At 72.0% G+C, this 19,767-nt stretch carries 20 protein-coding genes and 1 tRNA gene; 8 read left to right on the plus strand and 13 right to left on the minus strand.

The window, feature by feature from the left end; translation table 11 throughout:
* Positions 1 to 51: 51 nt before the first annotated feature.
* Complete coding sequence (locus tag AQJ64_RS12815) at positions 52 to 1,020, plus strand: GlxA family transcriptional regulator (RefSeq protein ID WP_055635186.1); 969 nt, start codon at positions 52 to 54, stop codon at positions 1,018 to 1,020.
* Between the two features lie 34 nt (positions 1,021 to 1,054).
* On the opposite strand, the gene AQJ64_RS12820 is transcribed toward AQJ64_RS12815, so the two are convergent.
* From AQJ64_RS12820 to AQJ64_RS12865, 10 genes are all read right to left on the minus strand, one after another.
* Positions 1,055 to 2,425, minus strand: coding sequence for a bifunctional albaflavenone monooxygenase/terpene synthase (locus AQJ64_RS12820; protein ID WP_055635187.1), 1,371 nt, complete (start codon positions 2,423 to 2,425; stop codon positions 1,055 to 1,057).
* Complete coding sequence (gene cyc1, locus AQJ64_RS12825) at positions 2,422 to 3,519, minus strand: epi-isozizaene synthase (protein ID WP_240512701.1); 1,098 nt, start codon at positions 3,517 to 3,519, stop codon at positions 2,422 to 2,424. Before cyc1 ends, AQJ64_RS12820 begins: the two co-directional genes overlap by 4 nt.
* A gap of 275 nt (positions 3,520 to 3,794) precedes the next feature.
* Positions 3,795 to 4,445 carry a peptide deformylase gene (gene def / locus AQJ64_RS12830; RefSeq protein WP_055635189.1) on the minus strand — a complete coding sequence of 217 codons (651 nt, stop codon included), beginning with the start codon at positions 4,443 to 4,445 and terminating at the stop codon, positions 3,795 to 3,797.
* A gap of 88 nt (positions 4,446 to 4,533) precedes the next feature.
* Positions 4,534 to 5,514: a tetratricopeptide repeat protein gene (locus AQJ64_RS12835; RefSeq protein WP_055635190.1), complete on the minus strand. Its 981-nt coding sequence runs from the start codon at positions 5,512 to 5,514 to the stop codon at positions 4,534 to 4,536.
* Between the two features lie 105 nt (positions 5,515 to 5,619).
* A complete protein-coding gene (locus AQJ64_RS12840) occupies positions 5,620 to 6,843 on the minus strand; it encodes an HD-GYP domain-containing protein (RefSeq protein WP_099054005.1) in 1,224 nt (407 codons plus the stop codon).
* Positions 6,840 to 8,150 (minus strand): HD-GYP domain-containing protein, encoded by a 1,311-nt coding sequence (locus AQJ64_RS12845; protein WP_059202636.1) that lies wholly within the window; start codon positions 8,148 to 8,150, stop codon positions 6,840 to 6,842. Before AQJ64_RS12845 ends, AQJ64_RS12840 begins: the two co-directional genes overlap by 4 nt.
* 127 nt (positions 8,151 to 8,277) lie before the next feature.
* A complete protein-coding gene (gene rsrA / locus AQJ64_RS12850) occupies positions 8,278 to 8,607 on the minus strand; it encodes a mycothiol system anti-sigma-R factor (RefSeq protein ID WP_055631553.1) in 330 nt (109 codons plus the stop codon).
* On the minus strand, positions 8,604 to 9,458 hold the full coding sequence (locus tag AQJ64_RS12855; RefSeq protein WP_079061621.1) for a sigma-70 family RNA polymerase sigma factor: 855 nt from the start codon (positions 9,456 to 9,458) through the stop codon (positions 8,604 to 8,606). Before AQJ64_RS12855 ends, rsrA begins: the two co-directional genes overlap by 4 nt.
* Positions 9,459 to 9,550: 92 nt before the next feature.
* Complete coding sequence (locus tag AQJ64_RS12860; RefSeq protein ID WP_055631572.1) at positions 9,551 to 10,189, minus strand: alpha/beta hydrolase family protein; 639 nt, start codon at positions 10,187 to 10,189, stop codon at positions 9,551 to 9,553.
* A gap of 10 nt (positions 10,190 to 10,199) precedes the next feature.
* Complete coding sequence (locus AQJ64_RS12865) at positions 10,200 to 11,015, minus strand: SOS response-associated peptidase (RefSeq protein ID WP_055631555.1); 816 nt, start codon at positions 11,013 to 11,015, stop codon at positions 10,200 to 10,202.
* A 50-nt stretch (positions 11,016 to 11,065) separates the two neighbouring features.
* Here AQJ64_RS12865 and AQJ64_RS12870 point away from each other — a divergent pair, with 50 nt between their 5' ends.
* The 4 genes from AQJ64_RS12870 to AQJ64_RS12885 all read left to right on the plus strand — a co-directional run bounded on the left by AQJ64_RS12870 (position 11,066) and on the right by AQJ64_RS12885 (position 14,679).
* Entirely contained in the window at positions 11,066 to 11,788 is a 723-nt protein-coding gene (locus AQJ64_RS12870) for a M50 family metallopeptidase (protein WP_055631556.1), read from the plus strand.
* A gap of 133 nt (positions 11,789 to 11,921) precedes the next feature.
* Positions 11,922 to 13,229, plus strand: coding sequence for a 3-phosphoshikimate 1-carboxyvinyltransferase (gene aroA, locus AQJ64_RS12875; RefSeq protein WP_055631557.1), 1,308 nt, complete (start codon positions 11,922 to 11,924; stop codon positions 13,227 to 13,229).
* Between the two features lie 18 nt (positions 13,230 to 13,247).
* Complete coding sequence (gene rsgA / locus AQJ64_RS12880; protein ID WP_055631558.1) at positions 13,248 to 14,258, plus strand: ribosome small subunit-dependent GTPase A; 1,011 nt, start codon at positions 13,248 to 13,250, stop codon at positions 14,256 to 14,258.
* Between the two features lie 97 nt (positions 14,259 to 14,355).
* On the plus strand, positions 14,356 to 14,679 hold the full coding sequence (locus AQJ64_RS12885) for a DMT family transporter (protein WP_055631559.1): 324 nt from the start codon (positions 14,356 to 14,358) through the stop codon (positions 14,677 to 14,679).
* A 27-nt stretch (positions 14,680 to 14,706) separates the two neighbouring features.
* Here the strand turns inward: AQJ64_RS12885 and AQJ64_RS12890 are convergent, their stop codons facing one another.
* Positions 14,707 to 15,312: a TetR/AcrR family transcriptional regulator gene (locus AQJ64_RS12890; RefSeq protein WP_055631560.1), complete on the minus strand. Its 606-nt coding sequence runs from the start codon at positions 15,310 to 15,312 to the stop codon at positions 14,707 to 14,709.
* A gap of 167 nt (positions 15,313 to 15,479) precedes the next feature.
* Here AQJ64_RS12890 and hisN point away from each other — a divergent pair, with 167 nt between their 5' ends.
* From hisN to AQJ64_RS12905, 3 genes are all read left to right on the plus strand, one after another.
* Entirely contained in the window at positions 15,480 to 16,280 is an 801-nt protein-coding gene (hisN, locus tag AQJ64_RS12895; RefSeq protein WP_055631561.1) for a histidinol-phosphatase, read from the plus strand.
* A gap of 145 nt (positions 16,281 to 16,425) precedes the next feature.
* Positions 16,426 to 16,815 (plus strand): CBS domain-containing protein, encoded by a 390-nt coding sequence (locus tag AQJ64_RS12900; protein ID WP_055631562.1) that lies wholly within the window; start codon positions 16,426 to 16,428, stop codon positions 16,813 to 16,815.
* Positions 16,816 to 16,974: 159 nt separating this feature from the next.
* Entirely contained in the window at positions 16,975 to 17,391 is a 417-nt protein-coding gene (locus AQJ64_RS12905) for a Fur family transcriptional regulator (RefSeq protein WP_055631563.1), read from the plus strand.
* Between the two features lie 159 nt (positions 17,392 to 17,550).
* On the opposite strand, the gene AQJ64_RS12910 is transcribed toward AQJ64_RS12905, so the two are convergent.
* A tRNA-Met gene (locus AQJ64_RS12910) sits at positions 17,551 to 17,624 on the minus strand.
* 123 nt (positions 17,625 to 17,747) lie between these two features.
* On the minus strand, positions 17,748 to 19,727 hold the full coding sequence (locus AQJ64_RS12915) for an SEL1-like repeat protein (RefSeq protein WP_055631564.1): 1,980 nt from the start codon (positions 19,725 to 19,727) through the stop codon (positions 17,748 to 17,750).
* Positions 19,728 to 19,767: the final 40 nt, after the last annotated feature.

Below are 19,767 nucleotides of genomic sequence, written 5' to 3' on the forward strand. Positions count from 1 at the left end.
GGACTGCCGTACACCTTCAAATTACTGCCACCGCGGGTGCACACTGGAGGCATGCTGAAGAACGTGGTCGCCGTGCTGCTCGACGGTGTGCATCCCTTCGAGCTCGGTGTCGTCTGCGAGGTGTTCGGCATCGACCGCCGCGACGAGGGGCTGCCGGTGTACGACTTCGCGGTGGTCTCGGCCGAGGGACCGTCGCTGGGGACCCATGTCGGCGGACTGAGCGTCTCCACGCCGTACGGCCTGGAGCGGCTGGAGGAGGCCGACCTGATCACCCTGCCCGCCGGGAGCGGCTACCACCTGCGGGAGTACCCGCCGGAGCTGCTCGACGCCCTGCGGCGGGCCGTGGTGCGCGGGACACGGGTGCTGAGTGTGTGCTCCGGTGTCTTCGTGCTCGGCGCCGCGGGGCTGCTCGACGGCCGGCGGTGCGCGGTGCACTGGCACCACGCCGACGCACTGACCCGCCAGTACCCGCGGGCCGTCGTCGAACCGGACGTCCTCTACGTGGACGAGGATCCGGTGATCACCTCCGCCGGCACCGCCGCCGGGATCGACGCCTGTCTGCACCTCGTCCGCAAGGAGCAGGGGCCCGAGGTCGCGAACCGGATCGCCCGGCGGATGGTCGTACCGCCGCACCGGGACGGCGGGCAGGCGCAGTACATCGAGCGGCCGCTGCCCCCCTCCCCGTGCGACACGGTCGGGGAGGTGCTGGCCTGGATGGAGGCGCACCTCGACCAGGAGGTCACGGTCGAACAGCTCGCGGCCCGCGCGCACATGGCGCCGCGCACCTTCGCCCGGCGCTTCCATCAGGAGACGGGCACCACGCCCTACCGATGGCTGCTCCGCCAGCGGGTGCTGCTCGCGCAGCACCTGCTGGAGGCCACGGACGAGACGATGGACGCGATCGCCTGGCGCACCGGCTTCGGCACGGCGGGCGCCCTGCGCCACCAGTTCGTACGGTCGCTGGGGACGACCCCGAACGCCTACCGGCGGACCTTCCGGGGGCCGCAGGCGGTCGCCTGACCGCCCGCGGCCCCCGGTCGGCCCCCGTGTGCTCTCACCCCGGCAGCGCCCGCAGCCGCAGTCGGCGCGGCCGGAGCGTGATGCCTATGTGCGTGCGGTGGTCGGAGCCGGGCGCGGGCTCGAAGCGGAACGCGCTCGCCACCACCGCGGCGATCAGGGTGAGCTCGGCCATCGAGAAGTGATCGCTCGGGCACTTGCGGTTGCCGACGCCGAACGGCGACATGGCGTACTTCGGCACCGGGGCGGAGTGACCGGGCAGCCAGCGGTCGGGATCGAACTCCTCGTTCCGCTCGAACGAACGCGGATCGCGCTGGACCGCGTACGGGCTGTAGACGATGTCCGCACCGGCCGGAATGCGGTATCCGCCGAGCTCGGTGTCGGTCACCGCGCGCCGGGTCAATATCCATACGGCGGGATACAGCCGCATGGTCTCGACCACGACATTGGCCGTGTGCCGGAGCTTTCGGACGTCGCCGAATGCGACCCGCCGGTCACCGACAACGTTTTTCACCTCTGCGCGGATCTTGTCCACTTGATCCGGATGCTCGGTGAGGACGTGGAGCAGCGACATGACCACGGAACCGGCGGTTTCGCTGCCCGGGGTCAGTATCGCGACGACCTGGTCGTGGATCTCCTGTTCCCCGATGGGATCGCCATTCTCGTCCTTCGCCTCCAGCAAAGCCGTCAGCAAATCGTCCGGCTTTTGACCGGATCCCCGGCGCTCGGCGATGATCTCGTCGACCAGCCGGTGGAGATCGGCCAGCGCCCGGTTGAATTCGCGGTTGGCCGGAATCGGTACCCGATAAAGGGGTCCGAGGGGAAGTACCATGCGTTGGTACATACCGGCGAACAGCGTGGCGAGCGCGGACGTGATGCGCTCGGACCGGGCGTCCATGTAGGTGCCGCGCATCAGACAGCGGGCGGAGATGCGCACGGCCACCCGGAAGCCCTCGGCGGTGGCGTCGAGAACCTCGCCGCGGCTCCAGCGCTCGACGAGCGCGTACGCCTCCTCCTCCATGACCGGCCCGTACGCGGGGATCGCGTCGAGCCGGAACGCGGGCTGGATGGTGCGTCGCTGGCGGCGGTGGAGCGGGCCGTTGGCGGTGGCCACGCCCTCCTTGCCGAGCAGGCTCTCCAGGGACTCCCACAGGGGTCCGGAGATGATGTAGTCGGGACTGAGGGCGAGTTCCCCGGTGAGTTCGGGCGCGGTGACGGCGTACACCGTCTTGGGGCCGAGCCTGAGGCGGACCACGTCACCGTGATCGCGCAGCTGTTCGAGGAAGGCCAGCGGGCCGCGGGCCAGCTTCCAGCCGTGGCCGAGGAGCGGGACCCCGCCGCCGGCCAGGGGCGGTTCCTGCGGTGCTGTCGTCCCGGAGGACTCGGGTTTCACCGATTCGACGGTCATTTCTCACCTGCCGCTTCGTTGTTGACGTACGGGGGCGTGGACCGGTCGTCCCAGCTGTCGACCGTGTACCGGCCGGACTCGTGGTGGAACCAGTAGACGGAACTGAACCAGTTCCGCATATTCGCGAGGCAGGCCCGTACGGCGGCGCCGAGTTCTTTCCCGCGGACCGTCCCGTCGGCGAGCCGGTCGGCCAGCCGTAAGACGTCCTTCTCGACGTCGATGAATCCGGATATGCATTCCTCGACGCGCCGTCGTACGTCGTCCACCGCTTCTTCCAGAGTCAGTCCCTCATGGGTGATGAGACTGATTCCGAGATTGTGCACCTCATCGCCCGCTATTTCTTTCGGGAGCGAGCACAGGTCGTTGTACCAGGCGGCGAATTCCTGGCTCAGCAGGGCCGCCTTCCGAAAGGACGGGTGTTTCCGCACCGCGTCCGGGAGTTCGCATCCGGCGCTCAGTTCCAGGAGGTCGGTCCAGATCCAGTGTGCAAAGGTGAGCCGGCGCAGCGCGAGGTATTCGTCGACCAGGGGGACCCGCCCTTGGAGACGATTGCGGAATTCCCGGTCGTACGCGTCGATCACGGCGTGGAAGTGGCGCCTGAACCGCGCGTTCCAGGTGCCGGGCAGGAAGGCGAACAGCCGTCCCACGCTGTCGGCGAGCCCGGCCACCAGCGGGTCGGGATGGCGCAGGTGGGCCGCCGGGGCGTCCAGCGCCGCGTGCAACCGGAACCTGAGCCGGCGCCATTGCGCGGCGCGGCCGTGGACGGCGTCGCGGTCGTGCCGGTCGTCCCAGACGAAGAACCATGCGCTGTAGTCGGCTATGGCCTGGAGAACCTCCTCGGAGGCGCCGAGGTAGTAGCCCGCCATCAGATCCGTGTAGCACAGTCCGTCGGCATATTCTGCGACCTTGTCCGCCGGCATGAGGCCTTTTTCCAGCAGCCAGGAGCGGGTCTTCTCCTGCAACCGGGGCCAATACGGATGCAGATGCCGGGGAAAGGCAGCCTCGATGACCGTAAGAGAGAGCGAGGGCGGAACCGTTGGTGCGGCCACCGTCACCGTGGTGCGGTATGTGGTGCTGTATGGGAAAGCTGGCACGAACAACCCCTCTCAGCCGCCAGTGGGCAACACGCCCCTCCCGCCGTGCCGGGCGCGCGCCGTTGCGTATCCCCGCACTTCCCATTCAGCACCACAAGTGACCGCTATGGGAACGGATTTGCTCCATTCACTACCTCAACACACGGAGATTCCACCTCGCGGCGACTGATTATCGATCAGCGGATGTGCATAAGCGATCGAACATGCGTCGGACATACGAACGACGCCTGGCCGGGAGGGTTCCCGGCCAGGCGTCGTGCACGAGGTGGCGTGGTTCAGTCGTTGGCGACCACGGGGTAGCGGGGTTCGTTCTCGGCCATCTGCCGCAGGGCGTCCTTGCGTTCGCGCTTGGACAGCCGGTCGATGTACAGGTACCCGTACAGGTGATCGGTCTCATGCTGCAAACACCGAGCGAAGTACCCGGTGCCGCGCACCTTGATCGGGTTGCCCTTCTCGTCCTGCCCGGTCACCTCGGCGTAGTCGGGCCGGGCGAGCGGCGCGTACGCGGTGGGCACGGACAGACAGCCCTCGTTGCTGTCGTCCAGCCGGCGCTGGTCGGCGGGCAGTTCGACCAGCCTGGGGTTGCAGACGACCCCGACGTGCCGGGCGCCCTCGTCGTCGGGGCAGTCGTAGACGAAGACCTTCAGGTCGACGCCGATCTGGTTGGCGGCCAGACCCACGCCCTCGGCGGTGCGCTGCGAGGCGAACATGTCGTCGACCAGCTTCTGCAGCTCGTCGTCGAACACGGTGACGTCCTTGCACTCCTTGTGCAGTACCGGGTTCCCGACGACCGTGATGGGCCGCGAGGTACCGCGCTCGCGGTACGCCTGCTCCCGCTCCTCCGCCTCCTCGATGTCGATGACGAAGCCCTCGTCGTCCACGGGGAGCACGCCCGCGTGCTGCTGATCGGTGTCCTGCTGCGCCATGACCGACGTATGCCTTCCTGCAACCTGAAGAGAAAATCTGCGAAGTACAGCCTAAAGGGAGCGGACGGAGCGGACCGGAGGGAGCCGTTCAGCACACCTCTTCCAGATCCCGCCAGTCCCTGGAGTCCGGGCTGTCGGCGACCCACCCGTCCAACAACCCCCTCACCAGCCCCGCCGGCGCAGCCACCCCGCACTCCCGCTCCGGCACCCACAGCTGCCCGTCCGTGCGATGCCCCAGCGGCCCGGGATGCCCCGGCTCACTGTGGTCGTGCGGATCGAGGTGCTCCCCGTCGCCCTCGTCCGAGGGCATGCGCGACTCCGAGCACATCCGGCACAGCAGCCGCACCGACGACGACCAGTCCTCCGCGGCGAACCCGGCGTCGGCGGCGAGCTGCTCCAGCGCGTCGCGGTCGGCCTCCGTCGCCGCCTCCAGCAGGACCACCCAGGTCGGCACGGGGGAGGGCGCCCACAGCTCGATCTCGTCGAAGACGGGGTAGGAGTGCCCGGCGGCCGTGGTCCGCTCGCCGTGCGGCACCCCGTCGTGCAGCACGACCTCGCCCCAGCGCCGTCCGGACGACGGCAGCGGGATCGACAGCACCTCCATCCGGGCGGGGTCCAGCCGCCGCCCCCACACCACCTCGGCCTCCCCCTCGGGAGACAGCCGTACGGCGGCGCTGCCCAGCTCCATCCCGACGGGCTCGCCGGAGCCGGTGCCGCTGCCCGGCACATGCAGCCCGTAGGCCTGCCAGGCACGGCGGGCCAGCGGCCAGTCCTGGAGCGCGGTGGCGGCGATGCCGACGTTCCACCAGTCGGGCGCGCCGTTCTCCCGGTCGAGCAGCGCGACCGCGCGGAGCCCGGCGGTGCGGGCCTGCTCCCAGTCGTGCCGGAACTTGTGGAGCAGGGCGAGGTTGAACCAGGACTCCGACAGCCAGGGCTCCAGATCGGCGGCACGTGTCAGCAGTGCGCCCGCGTCCTCGTAGCGTCCGTCGCCGATGAGCGTGAACGCGCGGTCCGTGGCCTGCCGCCAGGAGGCGGAGGGCCGGTGCCGTCCCTTGCCGAAGATCCTCACGATTCCCGCCTGCCAGTTCCGTTCTGTGGGCTGGCCAGTGCCCCCGGACACTCTCTCCCTCGCATCCAACCACGTGCGGCTGGGAGGGCGCTCATTACCCATGGGTTACCCACCCTTGGGCAGCGTCAGACAGTCACGGGAGAGCACCCTGGCCAGTGCTTCGACGACCTCCGGCGCGTACTCCCCGCCGGTGCCCAGGCGCAGCTCCTCCAGCGCGGTGAGCGGGCCGCCGGGGCCGGTCCCCTGCACCTTCTCCTCGTAGGCGTTCACCACCCGGACTATGCGGGCGGCCGGCGGCTGCTCGGGATAGGGGTCGGCCTGCCGCTCGACGACCGCCGCGACCTGGGCGCTCGCCCCGGTCTGGCGGACGACGGCCCCGCCGAGCAGGGCGATCCGGCGCTGCTCGGCCGCCGGGAGGCCGGAGGTGGCGCCCGCCGGGACCGGGTCGACCAGGCTGAGCTGGCCGATGTCGTGCATGAGGGCCGCGTACTCCAGGACGGTCAGCTCCGCCTCCGGCAGCCCCAGGTCCCGGCCCACGGCCTGGCTGAGGGCGGCGACCCGGCGGGCGTGCCCGGCCGGGGTGTAGCCGGCGATCTCGGTGGCGCGGGCGAGGGAGACGATGGTCTGCCGGTTGGTGGCGCGGACCGCGGCGTACCGGCGCAGGGACAGCTGGGTGAGCAGCAGCGGCACCGAGAACACGGGCAGCGCCCACAGGCCGACGACGGCGACCGCGAGCGCCATTACCGCGCCGGTCGCGCACACCGCCGAGCCGATCCCGGGCACCGCCCGCAGTTCGTCGCGGAGCAGCGGGGGGAACGGCCAGCCGGTGCGGGAGTGCGCGAGCGCGGCGGCGATCACGGCGTCGCAGAGCACGGTCAGGACGAGCAGGGCGAGCAGGACGAGGGCGTAGAGGGGGCCCCGCCAGCGGTCGAAGGCCCCGTTGTTGTAGAGCGGCTGGAAGCAGACGGCCGCGAAGCCGACGGCCAGGACCCGGCGGACCAGACGGTCGAGGACGGGGCCCTGCCCGCGGGCGAGATGGGGCACGCTGCCCAGCAGGGAGGCGGCGGCGACCACCGACACGACCTGGGCGACCCCGTGGTGGCCGGGGTGTCCGGCGTGCTCCCCGAGCAGGGCGTACGACAGTCCCCCGGCGGCGCCGAGCGGCGCGGCCTCCCGCAGTCCGGGCCCGCTCAGCAGCTCCCCCACGGCGACCAGCGCCCCGAAGGCCAGCACGACGGTCCCCTCCTCGACTCCGGTGCGGAAGGTGACGAGGAGGGAGCCGACGGTGAGCAGGGCGGCCGCGGTGTGCAGCGGGCGGCACGGGGTCATCGGGTCACTCCCGGACGCTCCGGGGCCGTGGCGGGGGCGGGGACCGTGTGCGGGGGCTCGTCCGCGGTCACCCTCGGATGCCAGCCCTCGCGGCCGATCACCCGGACCAGGGCCGTGACCATGCGGGGGTCGAACTGCGTCCCGGCGCACCGCTCCAGCTCCGCCAGGGCGACCTCCACCGGCCGGGCCCGGCTGTAGCTGCGGGTGGAGGTCATCGCGTCGAAGGCGTCGGCGACGGCCACCACCCGTGCGGGTTCCGGGATCTGACGGCCCGCCAGCCCGTAGGGGTAGCCGCTGCCGTCGATCCGCTCGTGGTGGTGGAGGATCGCCGAACGGGCCTCACCGAGGAAGGAGATCCCCCGGGTGATCTCGTGGCCGTACTCCGGATGCAGTTCGATCACGCGCCGTTCCTCGGGTGTCAGCGGTCCGTCCTTGCGCAGCAGCCGGGTGGGCACGCCGAGCTTGCCGACGTCGTGCAGGATCCCGGCGAACCGGATGACCTCCACCCGGCTCTCGTCCATCCCCAGCTCGCGGGCGATCATCACGGAGGCCTGTCCGACGCGTTCACTGTGGCCGCGCGTGTAGCCGTCCTTGATGTCGACGGCCTGGACGAGCGCGCGGATCGTCGCCCGGTGCGCGGCGCGCTCGCGGTGGTACTGGGCGAACACCCACCAGGACACCGCCATCGGGAACAGCACCAGCAGGGCGGCCACCGGCCCGTAGGGGCTGCGCCAGAGCACGGCCATCATCAGCCCGGCGAGTCCGTGCACGGCGAGCGGCGCGAGCGAGCGCAGGAACAGGCCCCGGCAGACCTTGAGCGCCGGCAGGCCCTCGGCGAGCGCGAACATCCCGCCGTCGAGGGCGGCGAGCACCGCGCAGTGGACGAGGACGGCCGCGCCCGCGGGCAGCAGCGCGTACGGCACGTCGGAGCCGGCCACGGCCTCCGGCCCGCCCAGCGCCCCGTGGACATGGGCCGCGGCCCACACGGCGAGGGCCGACTGGGCCGCCCGCCAGACGCGGCGCAGCAGAACGGGGCCCTTGTCGACGTACGAGCACAGGGCCCCGGGAAGCGGTACGAGCGCGGCGGCGGGCGCCGGCAGCAGGAACGCCCCGGCGAGCAGGACGGGGGAGAAGGTCCCGGCGAACCGGCGCCGGGCGATCTGCTCGCCCGCCGCGTACAGCGCGGCGAGCAGTGCCACGGCCCACCAGGGCGTGTCCGGGGCGGTGGTGAGCGGGGACAGACAGAGCAGGGCGGCGAGGGCGGCACCGGCGACATGGCCGCGCGCCCGCGCCGGCACTCCCTCCATGACGCCTCCCCAGCCATGCCCGTCCGGGCTCCGTCAGCGGTCCGGGCTTCGGAGCCTAGGGTGGCGTGGGGTGGCTCTGCGGGCGTATCACCCGCGGATTAGCACATTCGGGTGAAGACGGACCCTGTCAGGACTCCTGCGGAGAGACCGGGGAGACCGGGGTGACCGGCCCGGCCGTCACGTCGTGCTCGGGCACGGCCTGCCCGGAACGGATCAGATCCAGCCGTCCCAGGACCTTGGCGCGCAGGTCGGTCGGTACGTCGTCATGACCGCAGCACCGCTTGACCAGCTTCTTCACGGCCTCTTCGAGTCCGTACTTCTCCAGGCAGGGCGAGCACTCGGTGAAGTGCTGCTTGAACTTGTCGCGATCGACGTCCGGCATCTCGCTGTCGAGGAACTCGTAGAGATGATCGAGTACCTCACTGCAGTCCGTCTCGTGCGGCTCTCCGCAGCTCATGAGCCCGAGCCTTTCGCTTCGTTCGAGTCCCCGGCACCGGCCGGGACCAGCCCACGCTCACGGGCGTAGTCCTCGAGCATGCCGCGCAGTTGACGGCGGCCCCGGTGCAGCCGGGACATCACCGTACCGATGGGTGTCCCCATGATGTCCGCGATCTCCTTGTACGCAAAGCCCTCGACGTCCGCGAGGTACACGGCGATGCGGAACTCCTCCGGAATGGCCTGAAGCGCCTCTTTCACGTCCGAGTCGGGCAGGTGGTCCAGCGCCTGCGACTCGGCGGAACGCAGACCGGTCGACATGTGCGACTCGGCGCGGGCGAGCTGCCAGTCCTCGATCTCCTCGGCCGCACTGCGCTGGGGCTCGCGCTGCTTCTTGCGGTACGAGTTGATGAAGGTGTTGGTGAGGATCCGGTACAGCCAGGCCTTGAGGTTGGTGCCCTCACGGAACTGGTGGAACGACGCGTACGCCTTGGCGTACGTCTCCTGCACCAGGTCCTCGGCGTCCGCCGGGTTGCGCGTCATGCGCAGCGCCGCCGAGTACATCTGGTCGAGGTAGTCGAGGGCGTCCCGCTCGAAGCGCGCGCTGCGCTCCGCGGACGACTCGTCGCTCGTGCCCACGCCCTGGCCCTCGGGCAGCTCCGCCTGGCCGTTGTCGGTCCCTGCGTCGGTACCGGTGACCGGACCCACCTCCTCAAGATTCAGGACGGGACCGAATCCGGTCCCACTCGAATCGGAGGATAGACGACTACCCGTGCCTGCCGCCGCTCCAAAAGGAGTGGTGGTGGCCGCGTGCAGCACCGTCCAGTCCAGGTCGGCGCGGCCGGAACGGCTCGGGCAGATGGTCGAACCCATGCGGCGGACTTCCTCTCCCACGACATCGGTGCTGCGTGTTCAGCACTTCTGTCCGGCTCAACAGCGACCCTCCGCACAACATTCCCGAACCTTTACCCCAGTGACCCGGCCCACTGCACGACCGCGTCCGTGACGATCCCCACGGCCTCCTCCTGACCGATCTCCGCCCGCTTGGGCACGGCGAGGCCGTGGTCGGCGTACGGCACCTCGACGATCTCGTACGCCCCCTCGGGGAACTCCTCGGGCCGCCCGAACGTGTCGTTGCCGCCCTGGACGACGAGCGTGGGGACACCGGACCCCAGCAGTTCCCCGGCGCGGGACTTCTCCGGCTTGCCCGGCGGGTGCAGCGGGAAGCTGAGCGCGAGGACCGCGTGGGCGCCGAGCTCGACCGCCGTACGGCAGGCCACGCGCGCGCCGGCGCTGCGGCCGCCGGAGACCACCGGGAGGCCGGGTTTCGCGACGGCGGGCCAGATCCCGCGCCAGCCGGCGTCGAGGGTCTTCGGCGCGGGCGCCACCTTCTTGCCGGCCACCCGCCAGGGCTGCTCGACGAGGGCGACGGTGACGCCGTGCGCGGGGAGCACCGCGGCGAGGGCCCGCAGGTCGCGCGCGTCGATGCCGCCGCCCGCGCCGTGGCTGACGGCGAGGACGAGCCGGGGCCGCCGCGCCGGGTGCCAGGTGATGCGGGCGTCGCCGGCGTCGGTGGGGACGAGTTCGGTGGTCGCTGTGCTCACTGTGCTCACGTCAGAAGAGTGTGCCCTCCTCGGGGCCTTCCAGCTCCTTCAGCAGCTCCGGGCTGTTGTTGCGGACGTTGCTGACGGCCGTGGAGACCGGGTAGGCGCGCATCAGTCCGGGCGGCGGGGGCTCCAGCAGGGACCGCAGGTCCTCGGGGTCGGTGCGGGCCGGGTCCAGCCAGGAGTCCCAGCGGTCCGGGGTGAGCATCAGGGGCATCCGGGGGTGGATCTCGGCGAGCGCGTGGGGGCCCTCGGCGGGGGCGACGGCGAGCGGACCGGTCTCGGCCTCGGTGGTGATCACCGAGCAGGTCACCCACCAGGCCTGCGGATGGTCGTCGGGCAGGGTCCGGTCCCGCCAGAACTCGTACAGCCCGGCCATCGCGAACACCGAACCGTCGGCCGGGAGCACGAAGTAGGGCTGCTTGCGCGGTCGTTTCCGCTTCCCCTCGACCTCCAGGTCGCGCTCCTCCCTGGCGGTGACCCACTCGTAGTAGCCGTCGGCGGGCAGGATGCAGCGGCGCGAGGTGAAGGCGCGGCGGTACGACGGCTTCTCGTGCACCGTCTCGGCGCGCGCGTTGATCATCCGGGCGGCGCCCTCGGGCGACTTGGCCCAGGAGGGCACGAGCCCCCACTTCAGCTTGCGCAGCTGCCGAACCGGGCGCCGGTCGTCGGCGTCTTTCACCGGACGGTCGAGGACGGCGTAGACCTCCTTGGTCGGCGCCACGTTGTAGTCGGGTTCGAGGGTCTCCTCGGGCTCCCACTTCTCGATCTCAAAGACTCCTGCGAGATCCTCGGGCCTGCGACTCGCTGCATACCGTCCGCACATACATGCCACACTGCCAGACCCGACACGACGAGAGGGAGCCACAGCCGAACATGGAGAGCACCGCCGCCCTAGCGCTGCCCGACCTGTGGGACCGTCTCGTCGGCACCCAGCCCGACCCCGATCTGTGGGTGGTGATCGCGACGGCCGTCGCGGCTCTCGCGGTCGTCGTCCCCCACAGTCTGTGGCGAATATCCCGCAACGCGATCACGATCGCCCACGAGGGCGGCCACGGCCTGGTCGCGCTGCTGACGGGCCGCCAGCTCACCGGGATCCGGCTGCACTCCGACACCAGCGGCCTCACGGTGAGCCGCGGCAAGCCCCACGGCCTCGGCATGATCCTCACCGCCGCCGCCGGCTACACCGCTCCCCCGCTCCTGGGCCTCGGCGGCGCGGCCCTCCTGGGCGCCGGCCGCATCACCCTCCTCCTCTGGCTGGCGACGGCCCTCCTGGTCGCGATGCTGGTGATGATCCGCAACGCCTACGGCGCCCTCACGGTCGTCCTGACCGGCGGCACCTTCCTCCTGGTCTCCTGGTTGGCGGGCCCCCAGGTCCAGGCGGCGTTCGCCTACGCGGTGGTGTGGTTCCTGCTGCTGGGGGGTGTGCGCCCGGCGTTCGAGTTGCAGGTGAAGCGCAGGCGCGGCGGCGCGGGCGACTCGGACGCGGACCAGCTGTCGCGACTGACGCATGTTCCGGCGGGCCTGTGGCTGTTCCTGTTCCACGTCGTGTCGCTGTGCGCGCTGATGGGCGGCGGACGGTGGCTGCTGGAGATGTGATGAGCGCTGCCAGCCCCGAAGGGGCGCGTGTCACAGGGGCGCGGGGCTGTGTCGACATGCGGCTCCGCCGCGCGGGCGCGACCAGCCCCAACGGCGCCGCACCCGACAACGCACCGCAGACTAAAGTGGCCGCATGCCCAAAACCCCGGCCCTCTGGCCCGCCCCCACCGCGAGCGAAGCCGTCGACGCGACGGTCCACGTGCCCGGGTCCAAGTCCGTCACCAACCGCGCCCTCGTCCTCGCCGCCCTCGCCTCGGAGCCCGGCTGGCTGCGCCGCCCCCTCCGCTCCCGCGACACCCTGCTGATGGCCGAGGCGCTGCGCGCGATGGGCATCGAGATCGAAGAGGGCGTGGGTCCCGACGGCACCGGCGAGGCCTGGCGTGTGCTCCCCGCGGGCCTGCGCGGCCCGGCCACGGTGGACGTCGGCAACGCGGGCACGGTCATGCGCTTCCTCCCCCCGGTCGCCGCCCTCGCCGACGGCGCCGTCCGCTTCGACGGCGACCCGCGTGCGTACGAGCGCCCCCTGCACGGCGTCATCGACGCGCTGCGCGTCCTCGGCGCCCGGATCGACGACGACGGGCGGGGCGCGCTGCCGCTGACGGTGCACGGCTCGGGCGCGCTGGACGGCGGCCCGGTGGAGATCGACGCGTCCTCTTCCTCGCAGTTCGTGTCGGCGCTGCTGCTGTCGGCTCCCCGCTTCAACCAGGGCGTCGAGGTCCGGCACACCGGCTCGACACTCCCCTCGATGCCGCACATCCGGATGACCGTGGACATGCTGCGCGCGGTCGGCGCCCAGGTGGACACCCCGGAGTCGGGCGGCGAGCCGAACGTCTGGCGGGTCACGCCGGGCGCGCTGCTGGGCCGGGACCTGACGATCGAGCCGGACCTGTCGAACGCGCAGCCGTTCCTGGCGGCGGCGCTGGTGACGGGCGGCCGGGTGCTGATCCCGGACTGGCCGGCGCGGACCACCCAGCCGGGTGACCGGCTGCGGGAGATCTTCACCGAGATGGGCGGCTCCTGCGAGCTGACGGACTACGGTCTGGTCCTCACCGGCTCGGGCGCGATCCACGGCGTGGACGTCGATCTGGGGGACGTCGGCGAGCTGACCCCGGGCATCGCGGCGGTCGCCGCGCTCGCGGACTCCCCGTCCACCCTGCGGGGCGTGGCGCATCTGCGGCTGCACGAGACGGACCGGCTGGCCGCGCTCACCAAGGAGATCAACGAGCTGGGCGGAGACGTCACCGAGACGGCCGACGGGCTGCACATCCGCCCGCGCCCGCTGCACGGCGGGACCTTCCGTACGTACGACGACCACCGCATGGCGACCGCCGGTGCGATCATCGGCCTGGCCGTGGCGGGAGTACAGATCGAGAACGTGGCGACGACGGCGAAGACCCTGCCGGACTTCCCCGGGCTGTGGACCGGGATGCTCGGGGTATAGGGACGGCGGGAAACAGTCATGCGCCGCTACGGCAAGCACACCGACGAGGACGACATCCGCTCGCGCCCGAACCGCAAGGGCAACCGGCCGCGTACACACATCCGCCCCAAGCACGAGGACGCCGCCGCGGGCATGGTCCTCACCGTCGACCGGGGCCGGCTGACCTGTCTGGTCGAGGACCGGATCGTCCTCGCGATGAAGGCCCGTGAGCTGGGCCGCAAGGCGGCCGTCGTGGGTGACCGGGTCGCCCTGGTCGGCGATCTGTCCGGCCAGAAGGACACCCTCGCCCGGATCGTCCGCATCGAGGAGCGCACCTCGGTGCTGCGCCGTACCGCGGACGACGACGACCCGTTCGAGCGGGTGGTGGTCGCCAACGCCGACCAGCTCGCCGTCGTCACGGCCCTCGCCGACCCCGAACCCCGCCCCCGGCTGATCGACCGCTGTCTGGTCGCGGCCTACGACGGCGGCCTCACCCCGCTGCTGGTGATGACGAAGTCGGACCTGGCCCCGCCGGACAAGCTGCTGGAGCTGTACGGCGACCTGGACATCCCGTACGTGGTCACCAGCCGTGAGGAGCTGGAGAACGGCGGGGCCGCGGACCGGGTGCGCGAGCTGCTGGCGGGGCGGATCACGGCGTTCGTCGGGCACTCGGGCGTCGGCAAGACCACCCTCGTCAACGCGCTGGTCCCCGAGGAGCGCCGCCGGGTGACCGGGCATGTCAACGCGGTGACCGGCCGTGGCCGCCACACCACGACCTCGGCGCTGGCGCTGCCCCTGGAGGGCACCGGCGACTGGGTGATCGACACTCCGGGGGTACGGTCCTTCGGCCTCCACCACGTCGACCCGTCCCGGGTGATCCTCGCCTTCCCCGACCTGGTGCCGGGCACCGAGGGCTGCCCGCGCGCGTGCAGTCACGACGAGCCGGACTGCGCGCTGGACGCGTGGGTGGCCGAGGGACACGCGGACCCCGCGCGGCTGTACTCGCTGCGCCGGCTGCTGGCGACGCGGGAGCGCACGGAGGGCGACTGACCTCCGCGTTGTTTGTCAGGACGTGAGTCCGGTAAGTGCATAATCGCACCGAGCCGGACCGCGCGGGCGCACGAGCGGACAAACGGGAGGACAGCACATGGCGTGGCTGCTGGTCATCGTCGCGGGACTGCTCGAGACCGGTTTCGCCGTCTGCCTGAAGCTGTCCCACGGCTTCACCCGGCTCTGGCCCACCATCGCCTTCTGCGCCTTCGCCCTCGGCAGCTTCGGTCTGCTGACGCTCTCCCTGAAGAAGCTCGACGTCGGCCCGGCGTACGCGGTGTGGACGGGCATCGGCGCGGCGGGCACCGCGATCTACGGCATGGTCTTCCTCGGCGACCTGGTGTCCACCCTGAAGATCGTCTCGATCAGCCTGGTGATCGCCGGGGTGATCGGGCTCCAGCTCTCGGGCTCGGCGCACTGAGCTGGCACTGAACGACCGCTGGCCTGCCTACGACCGCTGGAGCGCCCCCCGCACCAGCTCGGTCACCCCGTTCTCCCCGGCCGGCGGGGCCGCCACGCAGGACAGGGCGAGCCGGACGGCGAGTTCGCAGGCGCGGGCCAGGTCGGCGGCGTCCGAGCGGGCCGCGCCGGGGCCGCCGAGCACGGCGACGGCCCGGTCCCGTACGGCACTGACGAGGTCGCCGGGCGAGGGCAGCGGTCCGTCCGCGCGCCGCTGTGCCGGGACGGCGGAGGAGGACGGCACCGCCGAGAGCGTCGGCGAGGGCAGCCGCTCGCTCCAGCAGCCGGTGAGCAGGGCCCGCAGGAGCGCGTTGCCCCGGGCCGCGGTGAAGGTCCAGCCGGCGGCGGAGACCAGCCGTTCGCGGGCGTCGCCGTGCACGGCCAGCGCCCGGTCGATCCCGGCGAGATAGGCGTCGGCCTCCCGCCGCACCAGGGCTCTGGCCAGCCCCTCCTTGCTGCCGAACTCGTTGTACAGCGTCTGCCGGGACACCGCCGCGGTCGCCGCGACGTCCACCATCCGCACCGCGGACCAGGGCCGCAGGTCGAGCGCCGCGTAGGCGGCGTCCAGCAGGGATTCCCGCGCTGCAGGCATCATCGCCTCCCGGGGCGAGCGGATGCTGCCCAGGGTTGACGCGCCCGGGGGCACTGTCAAGGGTTCGCGGACGCGGCGGGGACCGGCCGACGGGGTCCCGGCCCGTCCCCGCACGTCCGGGGCGTGGTCCCCTGTGGCCTCGCCCGACCCGGCCGGATACCGTTCGTGCCATGCCGGACTACCTCGACGATCTCCGTCTCGCGCACGTCCTCGCGGACGCCGCCGACGCCGCCACCATGGACCGTTTCAAGGCCCTCGACCTCAAGGTCGAGACCAAACCGGACATGACCCCGGTGAGCGAGGCCGACAAGGCCGCCGAGGAACTGATCCGCGGCCAGCTGCAGCGCGCCCGTCCCCGGGACGCGATCCTCGGCGAGGAGTACGGACTGGAGGGCACGGGCCCGCGCCGCTGGGTGATCGACCCGATCGACGGCACGAAGAACTACGTGCGCGGGGTGCCGGTCTGGGCGACCCTCATCTCGCTGATGGAGGCGGGAGAGGGCGGCTACCACCCGGTGGTCGGTGTCGTCTCCGCGCCGGCGCTGGGCCGCCGCTGGTGGGCCGCCAAGGGGCACGGCGCCTTCAGCGGCCGCAGCCTCGCCGCCGCGACCCGGCTGCACGTCTCCAAGGTCTCGAAGCTGTCCGACGCGTCCTTCGCGTACTCCTCGCTGACCGGCTGGGAGGAGCGCGGGAAGCTGAACGGCTTCCTGGACCTGTCCCGCGAGGTGTGGCGCACGCGCGCGTACGGCGACTTCTGGCCCTACATGATGGTCGCCGAGGGCTCGATCGACCTGTGCGCCGAGCCGGAGCTGTCCCTGTGGGACATGGCGGCCAACGCGATCGTCGTGACGGAGGCGGGCGGCACCTTCACCGGCCTCGACGGCCGCCCCGGCCCGCACAGCGGCAACGGGGCCGCGTCCAACGGCCTGCTCCACGACGAGCTGCTGGGGTATCTCGGCGAGCGGTACTGAGAACCCACAGATGAGCGCGTGCGCCCTCAATTGACGGCACGCGCCCCCTTGTTGACTCTCGCTTTACCTGTCACGCTGACAGCACCCCCACTTGTGAACTTGTGAATCCCTGCACCGGCAGGGATCGTAGGAGGTGTTCCAGCCCATGCTCGTCCGAGACGCCATGAGCACGGTGGTCCTCACCATCGGCCCCGCCCACACCCTCCGCCAGGCCGCCGCCCTGATGTCCGCCCGCCGCGTCGGCGCCGCCCTCGTCCTCGATCCGGACGCCGGCATGGGCATCCTCACCGAACGGGACATCCTCAACTCCGTGGGACTGGGCCAGGACCCGGACGCCGAACGCACCCACGCCCACACCACCAACAACGTGGTCTTCGCCGCCCCGACCTGGACCCTGGAGGAGGCGGCCCAGGCCATGGCCCACGGCGGCTTCCGTCATCTGATCGTCCTCGACGGGGGCGAACCGGCCGGGATCGTCTCGGTCCGCGACGTCATCCGCCGCTGGGCCCCGGCCCGCCGGCGCGTCCCCGCCTGAGATCGCCACCCGAGCGCGGCCCCCGGATCCACCGGGCGCACCGTGGACAGTCCCGATCCGATCATGGACACTAGCCAAGTCAGACATTGTCTAAGTCAGGTATGGCTCCAAAGTCACACCCGATCGGAAACTGTTCCTCCTGCTGTTAGGCTGGTGCGCATGAGTGACCTTCTGGAACGGCTGCGCGGACGCGGATGGCGGATGACCGCGCAGCGACGCGTCGTGGCCGAGGTCCTCGACGGCGAACACGTCCACCTGACGGCCGACGAGGTGCACGCCAGGGCCGTCGCCAAGCTGCCCGAGATCTCCCGGGCGACCGTCTACAACACGCTCGGTGAGCTGGTCTCCCTCGGCGAGGTCCTCGAGGTCGCGACCGACCGGCGCGCCAAGCGGTACGACCCCAACGCCCACCGCCCGCACCAGCACCTGGTCTGTGCGCGCTGCGGTGCCATCCGCGACGTCCACCCGACCGGCAACCCGCTGTCCGACCTCCCGGACTCGGAGCGCTTCGGCTTCGCGGTCTCGGACGTCGAGGTGACGTACCGCGGCATCTGCCCGAGCTGCGCGGCGGCATAAGCCCCTCCCCCGAAGCCCCGGCGTCCCGATGGGATGCCGGGGCTTCGCGCCGTCCGCGACCTTCTTGAATCTGACGGTCTGTCATATTTGACCTGCGAGAAGGCCGTCGGACACGACTGAGGGCCGGAACCCTTTCGGATTCCGGCCCTCGGCCTTCAGTAGCGGGGACAGGATTTGAACCTGCGACCTCTGGGTTATGAGCCCAGCGAGCTACCGAGCTGCTCCACCCCGCGTCGTTGAATGCAACGTTACGTGAAGGAGGAGCGTGGAGGCAAATCAGTTGTGCAGTGGGGGGCGAGGGCCGGGGGTTCAGGGGGCGGAACCCCCTGGGACCGGCACACCGGCGCAGGGCACCGTCAGGCCGACAGTTCCTGTCGCAACGCGTCCCGCAGCCGCGCCGCCCGCCGCGCGACCTCCCCCGGCCCGAGCGACACCGCCCGGTCGGCCCACCGCTGCCCTTCCGCAAGCTCGCCCCGACGCGCGTAGACCAGGGCGAGCCGCAACGCCGCCCGCCCGTGCCCGTCATCGGCGGCCCGCGTCCACCACACGACCGCCTCCGGCTCGCTCCCCTCCCGCGCGAGCAGCAGCCCGAGGTTGAAGGCCCCGTTGCGCGACCCGGCCTCGGCCGCCTCCCGGTACCACCGCGCCGCCTCGCACACGTCCCCCCGCGCCGCGGCCAGCATCCCGACCCGCACCTGGGCGCGCCGGTGGCCCTGCTGGGCCGCCCGCTCGTACCACTCCTCGCACTCGGTCTTCTCGTGCGCGATCTCCCCGAGCTCGTGCGCGGGCTGCGGCGGCCGGCGCGCGTCCAGCACGGCGGCCAGCCGGTACGCCGCCTCCGCGCTGCCCCCGCCCGCGGCGCACCGCAGATGCCGTTCGGCCTCCTGCTCGTCGCCCTCGCGCAGCCGGGCGATGCCGACCTGGAGCGCCGCCTCGGTGTGCCCGGCGGCGGCCGCCCGCTCGTACCAGCGCAGCGCGACCGTGTCCTCGCCGCGCCCGGCGAAGAGGATCCCGAGGTTGAAGGCGGCGTCGACGCTGCCCGCCTCCGCCGCCTTGGAGAACCAGGGCTCCGAGCCGGCCGTGTCGCCGCCCCGGAGCAGCAGGACGGCCAGCGCGTTGGCGGCCTCCCGGTGCCCGGCGTAGGCCGCGCGCCGGTACCACTGCTCGGCCTGCGCGGTGCGGCCCTGCTCGGCGCAGAGCAGGGCGAGGTTGTAGGCGCCGTTGTCGTCGCCCGCGTCCATGGCGGCCCGGTACCAGCGCTCGGCGGTCTGGGTCTGCCCCCGTTCGGCGTGCAGGGCGCCCAGCGCGTTGGCGGCGTTGCCGTCGCCGTCCTGGGCGGCCCGCAGCCACCAGATCGCGGCGTTCTCGGTGTCCCCGGCGTCCCGCAGCAGGAATCCGAGGGCGCAGGCGGCCCGCGCCTCGCCCTCCTTGGCGGCGGTCAGGTACCAGCGCCCGGCCTCCTTCAGCTCGCCCTTGCGCTCCAGGATCGCCCCGAGGTGCAGGGCGGCCCGCCGGTGACCGCGCGCGGCGGCCTGCCGGTACCACTGCTCGGCCTCCGCCTGTACGACGGCACCGGCGGCACCGGCGGCACCTCCCTTACCGGCATCACCGTCTTCACCGGCGTCACGGGCGTCACGGGCGTCACGGGCGTCACCGGCGTCACCATCGAAGTACTGCGGGTTCCTGCGGTCCAGGGCGCGCGCCAGCCGGTACGCCGCCTCCCGGTGGCCGCGCTCGGCGGCGGCCCGCATCCACCGCTCGGCCCCGCTGTCCGCGCGGTGTTCCAGCAGGTCGGCGAGGGCGTACGCGCCGAGGGCATGGCCCTGCTCGGCGGACTGGCGCAGCCAGTACTCGGCGGCGGGCTCGTCACCGCACTCGCGGCAGTGGCGCCCGAGCGCGTGCGCGGCGGCGGCGGAGCCGGCGACGGCGGCGACCCGCCACCATCCGGCGGCCTCGTCGGCGTACCCGCGCTGATGCAGCAGGACGCCCAGGTTGTTCGCGGCGGCCCGGTCCCCGGCCGCGGTGGCGGCGCGCAGATGGGGCTCGGCGCCATCCAGGTCGCCACGGCGCAGCAGCATGGCGCCGAGGACGCTGGTCGCCTCGGCGTCGCCGGCCGCGGCGGCGAGCCGCAGCCGCATCTCCTCGACGGCCTCCCCCGTCTCGACCGTCACCCCCGTCTCGGCTGTTTCTTCTGTCTCTACCGTCTCGTCCGTCTCTACCGTCTCGACGGCGTCCGCCGTCTCGTCCCGGCTCTCGTCCGGGGTCGCTTCCTCACCGGAAGGCTGCACAAACCGCCCTGTCTCGAACAGAGTTGCCTTGTCCCCCATAACGTCCATCGTCGCACCACCTGCACCCCGGGTACACCTGTGTATACCG

This window comes from Streptomyces griseoruber (assembly GCF_001514205.1).
Classification (GTDB): domain Bacteria; phylum Actinomycetota; class Actinomycetes; order Streptomycetales; family Streptomycetaceae; genus Streptomyces; species Streptomyces griseoruber.